Raw genomic sequence first — 14,364 nt, forward strand, 5'->3', positions numbered from 1 at the left:
TCCGACCGGTGGTCTGCTCCTGACGCATCCTACGGCGCGGTAGCCAGGGGCCCGCGCCGTAGGATCGGCGGTGCGTTCGCCGTACCACGACATACGTCGATCGCCGTCCTCTTGTCTTAACGTCGCACCCATCAGGAGCGTGCCCATGACCTCGAATCCGATCGCCGAGACCGTCCGGTCCCTGATGCCCAGGGCCAAGGCCGAGCTCACGGAGCTGGTGGCCTTCGAGTCGGTGGCGGACGAGGCGGTGGCGCCCCGCAGCGAGTGCGAGGGCGCGGCGAACTGGGTCGCGGACGCCCTGCGCGCCGAGGGGTTCCAGGACGTGGCGCTGCTCGACACCCCGGACGGTTCGCAGTCCGTCTACGGCGTTCTGCCCGGCCCGGTGGACGCGCCGACGGTGCTGCTCTACGCGCACTACGACGTGCAGCCGAAGCTGGACGAGTCGGCGTGGCTCAGCCCGCCGTTCGAGCTGACCGAGCGGAACGGGCGCTGGTACGGGCGCGGCGCGGCCGACTGCAAGGGCGGTGTGGTCATGCACCTGCTCGCACTGCGCGCCCTGAAGGCGAACGGCGGCGTCCCGGTGACGGTGAAGGTGATCGTCGAGGGTTCCGAGGAGCAGGGCACCGGCGGTCTGGAGCGGTACGCCGAGCAGCACCCCGAACTCCTCACCTCCGACGCCATCGTCATCGGTGACGCGGGCAACTTCCGGGTGGGCCTGCCGACGGTGACGGCGACCCTGCGCGGGATGACGATGATCCGGGTCGGGGTGGAGACGCTGGAGGGCAATCTGCACTCCGGTCAGTTCGGCGGCGCCGCGCCGGACGCGCTGGCCGCGCTGATCCGGATCCTGGACTCGCTGCGCGGGCCCGACGGCTCCACCGTGATCGACGGGCTGCCCGCCGACAGCGTGTGGGAGGGCCTGCAGTACCCGGAGGAGGACTTCCGCCGGGACGCGAAGGTCCTCCCCGGCGTCGGTCTGCCGGGCTCCGGCACGGTGGCCGACCGGGTCTGGGCCCGTCCGGCCGTCACCGTGGTCGGCGTCGACTGCCACCCGGTGGCGGGCGCGACCCCGTCGATCCCGTCCTCCGCCCGCGCCCAGATCAGCCTGCGGGTGCCGCCCGGCCAGGACTCGGTCGAGGCGACGAAGCTGCTCTTCGCGCACATCGAGAAGCACACGCCGTGGGGCGCCCGGGTGACCCTGGAGCAGGTCGGCCAGGGCCAGCCGTTCCAGGCGGACACGTCGAGCCCGGCGTACGCGTCGATGGCGGAGGCGATGAGGATCGCGTACCCCGGTGAGGAGATGCAGGCGGCGGGCATGGGCGGGTCGATCCCGCTGTGCAACACGCTGGCCACGCTGTACCCGGACACCGAGATCCTGCTGATCGGTCTGAGCGAGCCGGAGGCGCAGATCCACGCGCCGAACGAGTCGGTCTCGCCGGAGGAGCTGGAGCGCCTTTCCGTGGCCGAGGCGCACTTCCTGGTCAACTACGCCCGTTCGAAGCGGGTCTGACGGGCGGCGGCCGGTTCAGCGTTCGGCGAAGCTCGCCGAGAGCGTAGAACCATGGGGCGGACCCGCGCGGACGCATAGGTTCGCCCCCATGGAACCGACCCGGATCACTTCGCGACTGCACCTCCTCGACCATTCCATCGGACAGTCCTACCTATGGCGGGACGGGGACGAGCTGACCCTCGTCGACGCGGGCTGGGCCGGTACGGCGGACCGCACGGCGGAGGCGATACGGAGGGCGGGCGGCGACCCGGAGCGGCTGCGGCGGATCGTGCTCACCCACTGCCACCGGGACCATGTGGGCGCGGCGGGTGAACTGGCGGACCGGTACGGCGCCGAGATCCTCGCGCACCGGCTCGACGCGCCGGTGGTCCGGGGCGAGGCCCCTGTGCCGGAACCGGATCTGCTGGACTGGGAGGTCCCGTTGTTCCAGCACGGTCTGACCGTGCCGGAGGCGCCGCCGACCCGGGTCGACCGGGAGGTCGAGGACGGGGAGGAGCTGGGGTTCGGCGACGGGGCGGTGGTGGTCCACACGCCGGGGCACACACCGGGTTCGATCGCCGTCCATCTGCCGCGCCACGGCGTGCTGTTCACTGGGGACACGGTGGCGTCGGTGCGGGGGGTGACGTTCGGGGTGTTCCATGTGGACCGGGCCCTGGCCATGGAGTCGATGCGGACCCTCGCCGGGCTGGAGCCCTCGTTCCTGTGCTGCGGCCACGGCGCCCCGGTGACGGAGGACACGGCCGCCGTGCTGAAGGCGGCCGTCGGATAGCCCCCGGTGGGACGGTGGCCGGGGTACGCCCCGGTGGGACGGTGTGGCCGGGTACGTCCCCGGTGGGGCGTGGCCCCCGGCCGGACGGCCGCGCGGATGCGGCGCGAGGCGGACGGCCGCGCGGACGGGGCGGGAGCGGCGGCCCCTCCGGCCAGCGCCTCGGACCGGTCACGTGGACAGGGCGGGAACGGCGGCCCCTCCGACGACCGCTCCGGCGGGCCGCTCGTACCAGCCTCTCCGACCGGCCGCTCGGCCTTCGCGCTGGGGGGGGGCGGTGGCCGGTCAGCCGACGGGGACGCCCGCCTCCAGGTTGAGGACCGTGCCGCGTTCGCGGGCGCGCAGGGCCCAGTGGAGCCGACGGTAGCGGACGGGCGGCAGGAGGTGCGCGGCCTCCTCCTCGGTGACGAAGCGCCAGTCGCGCAGTTCGGCGCCGGGGAGGCGGAGGCGCGCGGTGTCGGCCGGGCCGAGCCGTCCGCCGTCGAAGAGGAGGCGCAGCCCGCCGTGGCCCGGCGGCTCGGGCCGTTCCCAGTCGACGAGCAGCAGCCGGGGCACGGTGTCGAGTTCGATGCCTATCTCCTCGGCGACCTCGCGCACGCCCGCGCGTGCCGGTGCCTCGCCGGACTCGACGACGCCGCCGGGGAACTCCCAGCCGGGCTTGTACGTCGGGTCGACGAGCAGGAAGCGGTCCTGGTCGTCGAAGAGGAGGACCCCGGCGGCGAGGGTCTCCCGGGTGGGCTCGGGGGTCTGGACGATCCCGCAGGGGGCGGCGAGGCCGCTCCGGACCGCGTCGGCGACGGACCGGGCGGCCTCGGGCGGGGTCAGCTCCGAGGTGTCGACGGCGTAGGCGTCGGCGGCGAGCCAGCCGAGGGCGGCGCGGTGGGACGCGAGACGGCCGTGGCACCAGGCACGGACGCGGGCGTCGGTCTCGGGGTCGCCGTAGTCGGCCCGCCCGTCGATCCGCGCCCGCAGGATCGTTTCCTCCGGGAAGAGGTGGATATGGCGCACATCGATGCGGCGGGCGGCGAGCCCGCCGAAGATCTCGTCCCGGTACTCCTGCCGCAGCAGGGTCATCGGCACGATCAGGACCCCACCGGTCTCGGCGAGCAGGGCGGCGGCCGTGTCCACCACCAGGCGCCGCCAGATCGGCAGGTCCTGGTAGTCCTCGACCTCCGCGAGCCGTTTGGCCGACAGGAGGGCCCGGAGGCTCCCGCCGGTGGTCTCGGGGTCGTACAACGTGCTGTTCGGGATCAGCTCGACCAGTTCGCGTGCGGTGGCGGTCTTTCCCGCGCCGAACGCACCGTTGATCCAGACGATCACGATTCCCCCTCTTCGACGGCCCCCTGTGGCTTGCCCGCAACACCCTGCCACGGAAACCCGCGAACACTTGTCCGGAGACACGCGCGCGTGTGGTGAGTGCCTCCGGTCGCTCGCCGGGGGCGGGGCGGCGGCGCCCCGGCGCTCACCCCGGTGAGGGGGATCGCTCCCGCCACGGTGTCCGCTTCCGCGCCGACGCCGGTCGGCGGCCCGGCGCCCGCCTCCGGGACGACGGCGCTCCCGGCCCCGCCGCCCACCGTACGGCCGCCCGTCTCCCGGCCGCCCGCTTCGGAGCCGGGGAGACTCCCGGGCCGTTCACCTCCGGACCAACGGCGTTCCCGTCCCCGGGCCGCCGCTCGCCCTCCCCTCGGCGGCCGTCCCCGGCCCATCGGCCCCCGGCCCGCTCGCGATCGTTCCCGCTCCGGCTGCCGCCGCCGCGCCCAGGAGGCCCGCGTCGGTGCCGGTGACGGCGGGGACGACCGTCAGGTCCCGGACGAAGGACAGGGTGGCGTAGTCGGCGAGGCTGCGGCGGAGAGGGGCGAAGAGGACCTCGCCCGCGCGCGCGACCCCGCCCCCGACGACCGCGATGTCGATCTCGACGAGGGTGGCCGTGGCGGCGATGCCCGCCGCCAGGGCCTGCGCAGCCCGCGCGAAGGAGGCGACCGCGACCGGGTCCCCGGCCCGTGCGGAGGCGGCCACCGCCGCCGCCGAGACATCGCCGTCCCGGCCCGGCCGCCAGCCGTTGTCCAGGGCCCGGCGGGCCAGGTGGGGGCCGCTGGCGACCCGCTCCACACAGCCGCGTCCGCCGCAGGCGCAGGGCTCGCCGTCCAGGTCCACCACGATGTGCCCGATGTGACCGGCGTTGCCCGTGGGGCCGGGGTGCAGCCGTCCGCCGAGGACGAGACCGCCGCCGACGCCCGTGGAGACCACCAGGCACAGCGCGTTGTCGTGGCCCCGGGCCGCGCCGAGCCAGTGCTCGGCGGCGGTCATGGCCACGCCGTCCCCGACCAGGGTGACGGGCCGCCCGTCCGTCGCCCGCCGCACCCGGTCCACCAGCGGATAGTCCCGCCAGCCGGGCACGTTGACCGGGCTGACCGTCCCCCGGTGCGCGTCCACGGGCCCGGCGCTGCCGATGCCGACGGCTCCCGCGGAGTCCCACAGCGGCGAACCGGAGAGCTCCGTCAGCACCTCCTCGACCGCGCGCATCACCGTTCCGCCGTCCTCACGCGCGGGCGTGGGCCGCCGCGCCCGGACCCGGATGCGGCCCTCGCCGTCGACCAGAGCGCCAGCGATCTTGGTGCCGCCGATGTCGAGGGCGACGACGAGGCCGTCGGTGGAGCCCGGGACGGAATCGGTCTGCATGGGCGCGGGGTCTCCAGTCGACGACGGACGGAAGCGGGACGCTCTTCCGTACAGTCTCCCCCGCTGTGACAACGTTGTCCAGGTTCTATGCTTCGGTCGGAGACAGACCGCCCGGAGAGACGACACGGGGAGATGACACGGGGAGACGGCCCGGCGTCCCGCACGGGAGGCCCGCACGTCCCCGGCCCCACGACGGAGGAATCGCGCACGTGGCCGACACCGCCCGCCGCCCCGACCACCGCTACGGCACCCGGCCCACGATGAAGGACGTCGCCGCGCGCGCGGGCGTCGGCCTGAAGACGGTGTCCCGGGTCGTGAACGGCGAACCGGGGGTGACGCAGGACACCGAGCGGCGGGTCCAGGAGGCGATCGAGATCCTCGGCTTCCGCCGCAACGACAGCGCGCGCGTCCTGCGCAAGGGCCGCACCGCGACCGTCGGCCTGGTCCTGGAGGATCTCGCCGACCCGTTCTACGGGCCGCTCAGCCGGGCGGTGGAGGAGGTCGCGCGGGCGCACGGGGCCCTGCTGATCAACGGGTCGAGCGCCGAGGACCCGGACCGGGAGCAGGAGTTGGCGCTCGCCCTGTGCGCGCGCCGGGTCGACGGTCTGATCGTGATCCCCGCCGGTGACGACCACCGCTATCTGGAACCGGAGATCAGGGCGGGCGTCGCCACCGTCTTCGTGGACCGGCCGGCGGGCCGCATCGACGCCGACGCCGTGCTCTCCGACAGCTTCGGCGGGGCCAGGGACGGCGTGGCGCACCTGATCGCCCACGGCCACCGCCGGATCGGCTTCATCGGGGACCGTCCCCGCATCCACACGGCGGCCGAGCGGCTGCGCGGCTACCGCGCGGCCATGGAGGACGCGGACCTCCCGGTCAGGGACGCCTGGGTCGCGCCGGGGTCCACCGACCCGGGACGGGTGCGTACGGCGGTACGGAAGATGCTGACGGGTCCGGAGGCCGTGACGGCGGTGTTCACGGGGAACAACCGGGTCACGGTCACGGTCGTCCGGGCCCTCGCCGAGCACCCCCGCCCGGTCGCCCTGGTCGGGTTCGACGACATCGAACTCGCCGATCTGCTCGGCATCACGGTCATCGCGCAGGACGCCGCCGCGCTCGGCCGGACGGCGGCGGAGCGCCTGTTCCGGCGGCTGGAGGGGGCGGGCGGGACGCCGGAGCGGGTGGTCCTCGGCACGAGGCTCCTGGCCCGGGGCTCCGGCGAGGTCCCGCCGCCGGGCGCCTGAGGGCCCGCCGCCGGGCCGGGCGGGGCCGGGCGGCGAAGGGCCACGTCCCTGGTACGGGTCCCCCGGGACCGGGGACGCAGGACGTACCGCCTGCCGGTCCCGGGGCGCGGGCCCGTACGCGGGGCGCGGGCACCTGGTGGGGCCGCACGCGGCACCGGGGCGAGCCCGCCCTTGGGCCGCGCCGGGCGCACGGTCTCCTCCGCACGACGGGCGCGCACGACGGGAGCCCGCGACGCCGGACCCGCGCGACCCGCCACGCCCGGACCCGCCACGCCCCAGGGGCCGGTCCCGTCTCGGGCCCAGCACCCGATCCGCCCATTCCGCACGCTCCGTGCGCTTCTCAGCAGACGCGCAGGCCCTCGACGGGGCCGCCGCCCGCGCCGCCGGAGAGGTGCAGGACGCTGAGGTAGACGTTGGTGTTGCCGCTGTCGTCGTCGGTCCTGGCGAACCAGCGGCTGGAGCGCCCGCCGTACGTCTCGCCGTGGTCCAGGTCCACCTGGCAGAAGAAGGTGTGCGGGCCCGCGCCCACGGTGCCCATCTCGCCGCCGTCGTGCCGGGTGGTCGTGGCGCTCCTGACCACCTGGCAGGTCGCGGAGGAACCGGCCGGGACACAGCCCGGGGCGGGCGGCGGGGCCTCGGTGGTGGGTGCGGCCGTGCCACCGCCGGACGGCGGCTTCGTCGTGGCCGCGCCGCCGCCGGGTGCGCGGGTGGTGTCCGTACCCGTGCCCCCGCTCCTGCCGCCGGACCCGGCGGTTCCCGTCCCGGGGGTGCCGGTACCGGTGTCCGGGTCCTCCGCCGGTTCCTGACCCCCGGACGCGGGCCGGTCGGTGCCGTCCGCCGGGGAGGACGGGGCGGGGGCGGCGGAATCCCCCGTGGAGGGCCGGGCGGTGCCGGTACGGCCCGGGGACGGCGCCCCACCGGTGCCCGGGTCGAGCACCCGGCCCCGGTCGCCGCCCTCGGAACCGCCGCCGCCTCCGCCCCCGCCGCCGGTCGCCTCGCCCACGGCCCCGGTCCCGGTGCCTCCCCGGTCCATGAGTCCGTACGTGAGTCCGCCCCCGGCGAGGAGGACCGCGACCACCGAGGCGGCGACCAGCGTGTTCCCCCGGCGCGGCCCGGCGGCGGCGCGGCGCGCGGCCCTGGCCCCGGTCACCGCGTCCGTACGGTCCGCGCCGGGGGCCGTGGCCGGGGAGCCGGGCGGCGGAACAGCGGGCCCGAACGCCCCGGCGGGCGGCCGTACGGCCCCGGGAACGGCGGGACCGGCCGGGACGGAGCCGTACTCCCCCGGCCCGGTCGGCGACGGCCCGTGACCGGCCGGGGTGCCGGAGGCCACGGGATCGGCGGCGGCGCGGTCGGGCCCGACCGGCGCGGGACCGGGTCCGACCGGCGCGGGCCCAGGTCCGACGGGAGGAGCCGGAACGGTGCCGGGCCCGGCCAGGCCCGCTCCGGATCCCGTCGGCTCGGGCCCGCCCAGCGAGGAGACGCGCGGGTCAGGGGCGCCCTGACCCACCACGACCTGGCCTCCCACGACCTGGCTTCCCATGGCCTGATCCCCCGTGACCGGGCTCCCCGCGACCGGGGCGGCCGGTCCGCCCGCTCCGGTGCCGGGCGCCTCCGGGGTCGCGACGTCCGCCAGGAGGGCCGCCGCCTCCCTGGCCGTGGGTCGGGCCGTCGGGTCCTTCGCCATGAGGCGGCCCAGGAGCGGTGCGAGCGGTCCGGCCCTGACGGGTTCCGGCAGGGGGTCGGCGACGATGGCCGCGAGCGTCGACCAGGTGGACGTACGACGGAACGGGGAGGCGCCCTCGACGGCCGCGTAGAGGGTCGCGCCGAGCGCCCACACGTCGGACGCGGGGCCCGGGTCCAGGCCCTTGGCCCGTTCGGGGGCGAGGTAGTCGAGGGACCCGACGATCTCGCCGCTGCGGGTCAGACGGGTCGCGGAGCCGTCGCCGGGGTCCTCCATGGTGGCGATGCCGAAGTCGGTGAGGACGATCCGGCCCGAGCGGTCGAGCAGGATGTTGCCCGGCTTGACGTCCCGGTGCAGCACGCCCGCGTCGTGCGCGGCGGCGAGCGCGGCCAGGACGTGGGCGCCGATCCGGGCCGCCTCGGCGGGTTCGAGGGGGCCGCGCGTGCCGAGGACGTCGTCGAGGGAGGGCCCGTCGACGAGTTCCATCACGATGACCGGGCGGCCCTGGTGTTCGGTGACGTCGTGGACGGCGACGACCCCGGGGTGGCGGACCCGGGCGGCGGCCCGTGCCTCGCGGGTCATCCGCAGGCGCAGACCGGCCAGTTCGGGCGCGGCGGCGTCCGAGTAGGTGCGGAGTTCCTTGACGGCCACCTCGCGACCGAGGACTTCGTCGACGGCCTGCCAGACGACCCCCATGCCGCCCCGGCCGAGTCTGCGCACGATTCTGTAGCGGCCGGCGAGCCGCTCGTTCTCCCCCGATGACACCGGTGCCCCGTTCCCCTGTCGAGCATGTGCGCGGACCGCGCGTGAACTCGTTCAGGGTACGGGGCAGTTGGCCGGATCATGTCCATGAATGGATCAGGTCGGGACGGCTTCTCGGCTACTCGGCGGAAGCGGTGAGATCGCCCCGGCGGGGTGCGGCGAAGCGGTCGAGCGCGGCGCGGTCCATGCCGGTGAGGGCGTCGACCTCGGCGGTGTCGAGGGCCCCGCAGTCGATGCCGCGCAGCAGGTAGGAGCTGAGGGCCTTGGCGGTGGCGGGCTCGTCCATGACGTCGCCGCCCGTGTGGTTGGCGTAGGCGGAGAGGCGCTCGGCCGCGGCCTCGAAGCCCTCGCGGTAGAAGGCGAAGACGGCGGCGTAGCGGGTGGGGATGTGCCCGGGGTGCATGTCCCAGCCCTGGTAGTAGGCGCGGGCGAGGGCGCGGCGGGTGAGGCCGTAGTGGAGCCGCCAGGCCTCGTGGACGTGTTCGGTGCTGCCGACGGGCAGGACGTTGGTGGAGCCGTCGGAGACGCGGACGCCGGTGCCCGCGGCGGCGACCTGCATGACCGCCTTGGCGTGGTCGGCGGCCGGGTGGTCGCTGGCCTGGTGGGCGGCGGAGACGCCGAGGCAGGCGCTGTAGTCGAAGGTGCCGTAGTGGAGTCCGGTGGCGCGGCCCTCGGCGGCGCCGATCATACGGGCGACGGCGGCGGTGCCGTCGGCGGCGAGGATGGACTGGCTGGTCTCGATCTGGATCTCGAAGCCGAGGCGGCCCGCGTCGAGGCCGTGGGCCTTCTCGAAGGCCTCCAGGAGGCGGACGAAGGCGGAGACCTGCTCGGGGTAGGTCACCTTGGGGAGGGTGAGGACGAGGCCGTCGGGGAGGCCGCCGTGTTCCAGGAGGCCGGTGAGGAAGACGTCGGTGGTGCGGAGGCCCCGGTCGCGTACGGCGGACTCCATGCACTTCGTCCGGATGCCCATGTAGGGGGCGGCGGTGCCGTCGCGGTACGCCTCGGAGATCAAACGGGCGGCGCGGGCGGCGTCCTGGTCCTCGTCGGTGCCGGAGTAGCCGTCCTCGAAGTCGACGCGGAGGTCCTCGACGGGCTCGCGCCGGAGCTTGGCGACCACCCGCTCGTGGACGTCCCGGGCGAGGGCGTCGGGGAGGCCGAGGACCCGGGCGAAGGAGTCGGCGTCGGGGGCGTGCTCGTCGAGGGCGGCCAGGGCCCGGTCGCCCCAGGAGCGGACGGTTCCGGCGTCGAAGACGTCACCCGGTACGTACACGGTGTGGACGGGCTGGCGGGTGCCGGGGTCCCCGGGGTAGCGGCGGTCCAGCTCGGCGTCCACGGCGGCGAGGGAGGCGCTGATGCCCTCGCTGACCGCGCCCGCGAGGCTCGTCGACACCTTCTCCTGCTGACCCATCCCACACCCTCCTGTTTTCCGCTGCACGGAATCAACAATCCGTATGGCGAAGTTAGTAGTCGGTCAGGACTCCCGTCAATGGGTGTCCGAAACGGCCGGGGGCCGCGCGGCGACGATCGCCACGCGGCCCCCGGACCGTACGGAACAGCAGGTCGGACCTGCGGAGCGGGAAGATCAGCCCTTGCGGGCCTTGATCTCCTCGGTCAGCTGCGGGACGACGTCGAACAGGTCGCCGACGACGCCGTAGTCGACCAGCTCGAAGATCGGCGCCTCGGCGTCCTTGTTGATCGCGACGATCGTCTTCGAGGTCTGCATACCCGCGCGGTGCTGGATCGCGCCGGAGATGCCGGAGGCGATGTACAGCTGCGGCGAGACGGACTTGCCGGTCTGGCCGACCTGGCTGGAGTGCGGGTACCAGCCGGCGTCGACGGCGGCGCGGGAGGCGCCGACGGCGGCACCGAGCGAGTCGGCGAGCGCCTCGATGATCCCGAAGTTCTCGGCGCCGTTGACACCACGGCCGCCGGAGACCACGATCGCGGCCTCGGTCAGCTCCGGGCGGCCGGTGGACTCGCGCGGGGTGCGGGCGGTCACCTTGGTGCCGGTGGCGAGGGCGCCGAAGGAGACCGCGAGGGCCTCGACGGCACCGGCGGCCGGGGCGGCCTCGACGGGGGCCGAGTTCGGCTTGACCGTGATGACCGGAGTGCCCTTGGAGACACGGGACCTGGTGGTGAAGGAGGCGGCGAACGCGGACTGCGTCGCGACCGGGCCCTCGTCACCGGCCTCCAGGTCGATGGCGTCGGTGATGATGCCGGAGCCGACGCGGACCGCGAGGCGGGCCGCGATCTCCTTGCCCTCGGCGGAGGACGGGACGAGCACGGCGGCCGGGGAGACGGCCTCGTACGCGGCCTGGAGGGCGTCGACCTTCGGGACGACCAGGTAGTCGGCGAACTCGGGCGCGTCGGCGGTCAGGACCTTCACGGCGCCGTGCTCGGCGAGGACGGCGGCGGTGTCGGCGGCACCGTTGCCGAGGGCGACGGCGACCGGCTCGCCGATGCGGCGGGCGAGGGTCAGCAGCTCCAGGGTGGGCTTGCGGACGGCTCCGTCGACGTGGTCGACGTAGACGAGAATCTCAGCCATGGGACTTCAATCTCCTGCGAACGAAAAAGGGGCGGTCTGAAGGGCTCGCACGGGCCGGGAGGGTGCCCCCGGCCCGGCTGACCGAGTCCTAGATGAACTTCTGCTCCGCGAGGAAGCCGGCGAGCTGCTTGCCGCCCTCGCCCTCGTTCTTGACGATCGTTCCGGCGGTGCGCGCCGGACGCTCGGCGGCGGAGTCGACCGCGGTCCAGGAGCCTTCGAGACCCACTTCGTCGGCCTCGATGCCGAGGTCGGACAGGTCCAGGGACTCGACCGGCTTCTTCTTGGCCGCCATGATGCCCTTGAAGGAGGGGTAACGCGCCTCGCCGGACTGGTCGGTCACGGACACGACCGCCGGGAGGGAGGCCTCCAGCTGCTCGGAGGCGGTGTCGCCGTCACGACGGCCGGTGACCTTGCCGTCCTCGATCTTGACCTCGGAGAGCAGGGTGACCTGCGGGACGCCCAGGCGCTCGGCGAGGACGGCCGGGAGGACGCCCATCGAGCCGTCGGTGGAGGCCATGCCCGCGATGACCACGTCGTAGCCGGTCTTCTCGATCGCCTTGGCGAGGACCAGCGAGGTGGCCATGACGTCGCTGCCGTGCAGGTCGTCGTCCTCGACGTGGACCGCCTTGTCGGCGCCCATCGAGAGCGCCTTGCGCAGCGCGTCCTTGGCGTCCTCGGGGCCGACCGTGAGCACGGTGACCTCGGCGTCGTCGGCCTCTTCGGCGATCTGCAGCGCCTGCTCGACGGCGTACTCGTCGAGCTCCGACAGCAGACCGTCGACGTCCTCGCGGTCGACGGTCAGGTCATCGGCGAAGTGCCGGTCGCCGGTGGCGTCGGGCACGTACTTCACACAGACAACGATCCTCAAGCTCACGCCGGCTCTCCTACTGCAATCGTCACTAACTCGGCTGCCTTGTTGCTCGCAGCATAGGCGCCCGGAGGGCGGGTTCCCGGTCGGGGCGCCGGACGCCCCGACCGGAATATTACTCGTCAGTACACCCAGTTCGTGACCCATGAGCAAGCGCTCAGGCGTGTGATCTGCCCAACGCGCGGAGAGCGGCGCGCGCGGGAACTCTCAGTCGCGCAGCGCGTTGAAGCGCCCGTGGTGGTAGAGCAGCGGACGGCCCGCGCCCTCGGGGTCGCCCGCGACGGCCTGCGCGATCACGATCCGGTGGTCGCCCGCGGGCACCCGTGCCACGATCCGGCACACCAGCCAGGCGAGCACCCCGTCGAGCACGGGCACGCCCTCGGGGCCGACGCTCCAGCGGGTGTCCTCGCCGAAGCGGTCCGCCCCGCTGCGCGCGAAGGTGGCGGCCAGCTCCTGTTGGTGCTCGCCGAGTATGTGGACGCCTATGTGCTCGGCCTCGGCCAGTACGGGCCAGCTGGAGGAGGAGGTGCCCACCCCGAAGGAGATCAGCGGGGGCTCGGCGGCGACGGAGTTGAGCGAGGTCGCGGTGAAACCGACCGGGCGCTCGCCGTGCGCGGTGACGACGGCGACGCCCGCCGCGTGCCTGCGGAAGACGGAGCGGAGCAGGTCGGGAGAGGCGGACCGGGGTGCGCCGATGGTGGGAACGGTACGGAGCTCGGGCGAGACCGTCATGGAATTGTCCTTCTGCGGGGGCGGCATGGGAGGTGTCCTGGGGTCGTCAGACACCCGGACAGCGCGCGCTCGCGTTGCGGGCCAGGTCCACATGGGTCCGGCCGTAGAGAAGGAGTTCTGGGGGCACTCCGTCAGGGTGACGATCGTTGCCGCGTGCAGTCAAGTGCGTACCGCGATGTGGGAGGAGTGTCACGGCGTCAGAGCGCCCGCCCGAGCGCGGCGATGACGTCCGCCGTGCGCGGCTGTCCGGCGGCGCGCCGGACGACCCGGCCCGTCGCGTCGAGGACGAGGACGGTCGGGGTGCGGGTGACACCGAGCGCGCGGACGAGTGCCAGCCGCTCCTCGGCGTCGATCTCCACGTGCCCGACGCCGGGGACCATGGCGGCGACCTCGGCGAGGGTCTGCCGGGTGGCCCGGCACGGCTGGCAGAAAGCCGTGGAGAACTGGACGAGGGTCGCCCGCTCCCCCAGCGGGGCGCCCAGCGCCTCCGGATCCAGGACCTCGGTCGTCCCCTCGGTCATCCCCTCCGCCTTCCCTGTCGATTCTCCGGACTTCCCGCGCGTCTCCTCCGCCCCTTCCCGCGCGCGTGGGCCCGTGCGGGAAGGGGCCGATGCCGGTGCGGGCGGCTCTCCCGCGCGCGTACGCACCCGCGCTCTCCCGTGCAGCGTCGCACGGGACCGTCCCATTCCCGCCACGACCACCGCGAGTGACGAGAATCTCCCTGTACGAAGCCGCCTGGACTGGTCACGGCGGCCCACATGGGGCACGATCTGCCCAAAGCCGAAAACCTACGGCCGCGTAACTTCGCCGGGAGACCCTCCCCAGGCAGACGAAGAAGAGGTTCCTCTCCGATGGCAGAACTCGTCTATCGACCGGTCGTCGGTGCCGCGCTCACCCTGTTCAAAGCACTCGACCTGAAGATCGACATCCAGGGTTCCGAGCACATCCCGCGGACCGGCGGAGCGGTGCTGGTGAGCAACCACATCAGCTACCTCGACTTCATCTTCACGGGCCTCGCGGCCCTCCCCCAGAAGCGCCTGGTGCGCTTCATGGCGAAGGACTCCGTCTTCCGGCACAAGGTCTCGGGACCGCTGATGCGCGGCATGAAGCACATCCCGGTGGACCGGTCGCAGGGCGAGCACGCCTACCGGCACGCCCTGGAGTCGCTGCGCGCCGGCGAGATCGTCGGAGTCTTCCCGGAGGCGACGATCTCCGAGTCGTTCACCCTCAAGAGCTTCAAGACGGGTGCGGCGCGGCTCGCGCAGGAGGCGGGCGTCCCGCTCGTCCCGATGGCCCTGTGGGGTACCCAGCGCGTCTGGACGAAGGGCCGCCCGAGGAACTTCCGGCGGAGCCACATCCCGGTGACGATCCGGGTGGGCGAGCCCCTGGAAGCGCCCGCCGACCAGTACGCGGGCGCCATCACCCGACGGCTGCGCGAGCGCGTCCAGGAGCTCCTGGAGGCGGCCCAGCGCGCCTACCCGGTCCGCCCGAAGGGCGCGGACGACACCTGGTGGGTGCCCGCGCACCTCGGAGGAACGGCTCCGACGCCCGCGCAGGTCAAGGAAGCGGGCTGAGCC

At 74.3% G+C, this 14,364-nt stretch carries 12 protein-coding genes; 4 read left to right on the forward strand and 8 right to left on the reverse strand.

Features of this window, described 5'->3' with window-relative positions; all coding sequences use genetic code 11:
* The first annotated feature begins 145 nt into the window (after window positions 1-145).
* Window positions 146-1,510 (forward strand): dipeptidase, encoded by a 1,365-nt coding sequence (locus ACFXGN_RS16985; RefSeq protein WP_384859324.1) that lies wholly within the window; start codon window positions 146-148, stop codon window positions 1,508-1,510.
* Between the two features lie 88 nt (window positions 1,511-1,598).
* Window positions 1,599-2,279, forward strand: coding sequence for an MBL fold metallo-hydrolase (locus tag ACFXGN_RS16990; RefSeq protein WP_384859325.1), 681 nt, complete (start codon window positions 1,599-1,601; stop codon window positions 2,277-2,279).
* Between the two features lie 282 nt (window positions 2,280-2,561).
* Here the strand turns inward: ACFXGN_RS16990 and ACFXGN_RS16995 are convergent, their stop codons facing one another.
* Both ACFXGN_RS16995 and ACFXGN_RS17000 read right to left on the reverse strand, forming a co-directional pair.
* Entirely contained in the window at window positions 2,562-3,596 is a 1,035-nt protein-coding gene (locus tag ACFXGN_RS16995) for an NUDIX domain-containing protein (RefSeq protein WP_384859328.1), read from the reverse strand.
* Window positions 3,597-3,908: 312 nt separating this feature from the next.
* Entirely contained in the window at window positions 3,909-4,955 is a 1,047-nt protein-coding gene (locus ACFXGN_RS17000; protein ID WP_384859330.1) for an ROK family protein, read from the reverse strand.
* Between the two features lie 209 nt (window positions 4,956-5,164).
* On the opposite strand from ACFXGN_RS17000, the gene ACFXGN_RS17005 reads away from it, so the two are divergent.
* Window positions 5,165-6,199 carry a LacI family DNA-binding transcriptional regulator gene (locus ACFXGN_RS17005; protein WP_384859333.1) on the forward strand — a complete coding sequence of 345 codons (1,035 nt, stop codon included), beginning with the start codon at window positions 5,165-5,167 and terminating at the stop codon, window positions 6,197-6,199.
* A gap of 340 nt (window positions 6,200-6,539) precedes the next feature.
* On the opposite strand, the gene ACFXGN_RS17010 is transcribed toward ACFXGN_RS17005, so the two are convergent.
* The 6 genes from ACFXGN_RS17010 to ACFXGN_RS17035 form a co-directional block, all read right to left on the reverse strand.
* The gene (locus tag ACFXGN_RS17010; protein ID WP_384859336.1) at window positions 6,540-8,645 is read right to left on the reverse strand and encodes a protein kinase; all 2,106 of its coding nucleotides are present in this window, start codon (window positions 8,643-8,645) and stop codon (window positions 6,540-6,542) included.
* Between the two features lie 115 nt (window positions 8,646-8,760).
* A complete protein-coding gene (locus ACFXGN_RS17015; protein ID WP_384859337.1) occupies window positions 8,761-10,050 on the reverse strand; it encodes a DUF6986 family protein in 1,290 nt (429 codons plus the stop codon).
* 174 nt (window positions 10,051-10,224) lie between these two features.
* Window positions 10,225-11,187 (reverse strand): electron transfer flavoprotein subunit alpha/FixB family protein, encoded by a 963-nt coding sequence (locus ACFXGN_RS17020; RefSeq protein ID WP_384859339.1) that lies wholly within the window; start codon window positions 11,185-11,187, stop codon window positions 10,225-10,227.
* 88 nt (window positions 11,188-11,275) lie between these two features.
* Complete coding sequence (locus ACFXGN_RS17025; protein WP_384859342.1) at window positions 11,276-12,061, reverse strand: electron transfer flavoprotein subunit beta/FixA family protein; 786 nt, start codon at window positions 12,059-12,061, stop codon at window positions 11,276-11,278.
* Window positions 12,062-12,262: 201 nt separating this feature from the next.
* Window positions 12,263-12,787, reverse strand: a complete 525-nt coding sequence (locus ACFXGN_RS17030; RefSeq protein WP_384859344.1) for a flavin reductase family protein — start codon at window positions 12,785-12,787, stop codon at window positions 12,263-12,265.
* Window positions 12,788-12,984: 197 nt separating this feature from the next.
* A complete protein-coding gene (locus ACFXGN_RS17035) occupies window positions 12,985-13,308 on the reverse strand; it encodes a TlpA family protein disulfide reductase (RefSeq protein WP_384859347.1) in 324 nt (107 codons plus the stop codon).
* Window positions 13,309-13,638: 330 nt separating this feature from the next.
* Here ACFXGN_RS17035 and ACFXGN_RS17040 point away from each other — a divergent pair, with 330 nt between their 5' ends.
* Entirely contained in the window at window positions 13,639-14,361 is a 723-nt protein-coding gene (locus tag ACFXGN_RS17040) for a lysophospholipid acyltransferase family protein (RefSeq protein ID WP_384859350.1), read from the forward strand.
* Window positions 14,362-14,364: the final 3 nt, after the last annotated feature.

It is taken from the genome of Streptomyces sp. NPDC059247 (assembly GCF_042754005.1).
In the GTDB taxonomy this organism is placed as follows: domain Bacteria; phylum Actinomycetota; class Actinomycetes; order Streptomycetales; family Streptomycetaceae; genus Streptomyces.

What these genes read in the sequence shown, in the direction of transcription:
- ACFXGN_RS16985 (WP_384859324.1), top strand. Translation starts at nt 146, where the DNA reads ATGACCTCGAATCCGATCGCCGAGACCGTCCGGTCCCTGATGCCCAGG.
- ACFXGN_RS16990 (WP_384859325.1), top strand. Translation starts at nt 1,599, where the DNA reads ATGGAACCGACCCGGATCACTTCGCGACTGCACCTCCTCGACCATTCC.
- ACFXGN_RS17000 (WP_384859330.1), bottom strand. Translation starts at nt 4,955, where the DNA reads ATGCAGACCGATTCCGTCCCGGGCTCCACCGACGGCCTCGTCGTCGCC.
- ACFXGN_RS17015 (WP_384859337.1), bottom strand. Translation starts at nt 10,050, where the DNA reads ATGGGTCAGCAGGAGAAGGTGTCGACGAGCCTCGCGGGCGCGGTCAGC.
- ACFXGN_RS17020 (WP_384859339.1), bottom strand. Translation starts at nt 11,187, where the DNA reads ATGGCTGAGATTCTCGTCTACGTCGACCACGTCGACGGAGCCGTCCGC.
- ACFXGN_RS17030 (WP_384859344.1), bottom strand. Translation starts at nt 12,787, where the DNA reads ATGACGGTCTCGCCCGAGCTCCGTACCGTTCCCACCATCGGCGCACCC.
- ACFXGN_RS17035 (WP_384859347.1), bottom strand. Translation starts at nt 13,308, where the DNA reads ATGACCGAGGGGACGACCGAGGTCCTGGATCCGGAGGCGCTGGGCGCC.
- ACFXGN_RS17040 (WP_384859350.1), top strand. Translation starts at nt 13,639, where the DNA reads ATGGCAGAACTCGTCTATCGACCGGTCGTCGGTGCCGCGCTCACCCTG.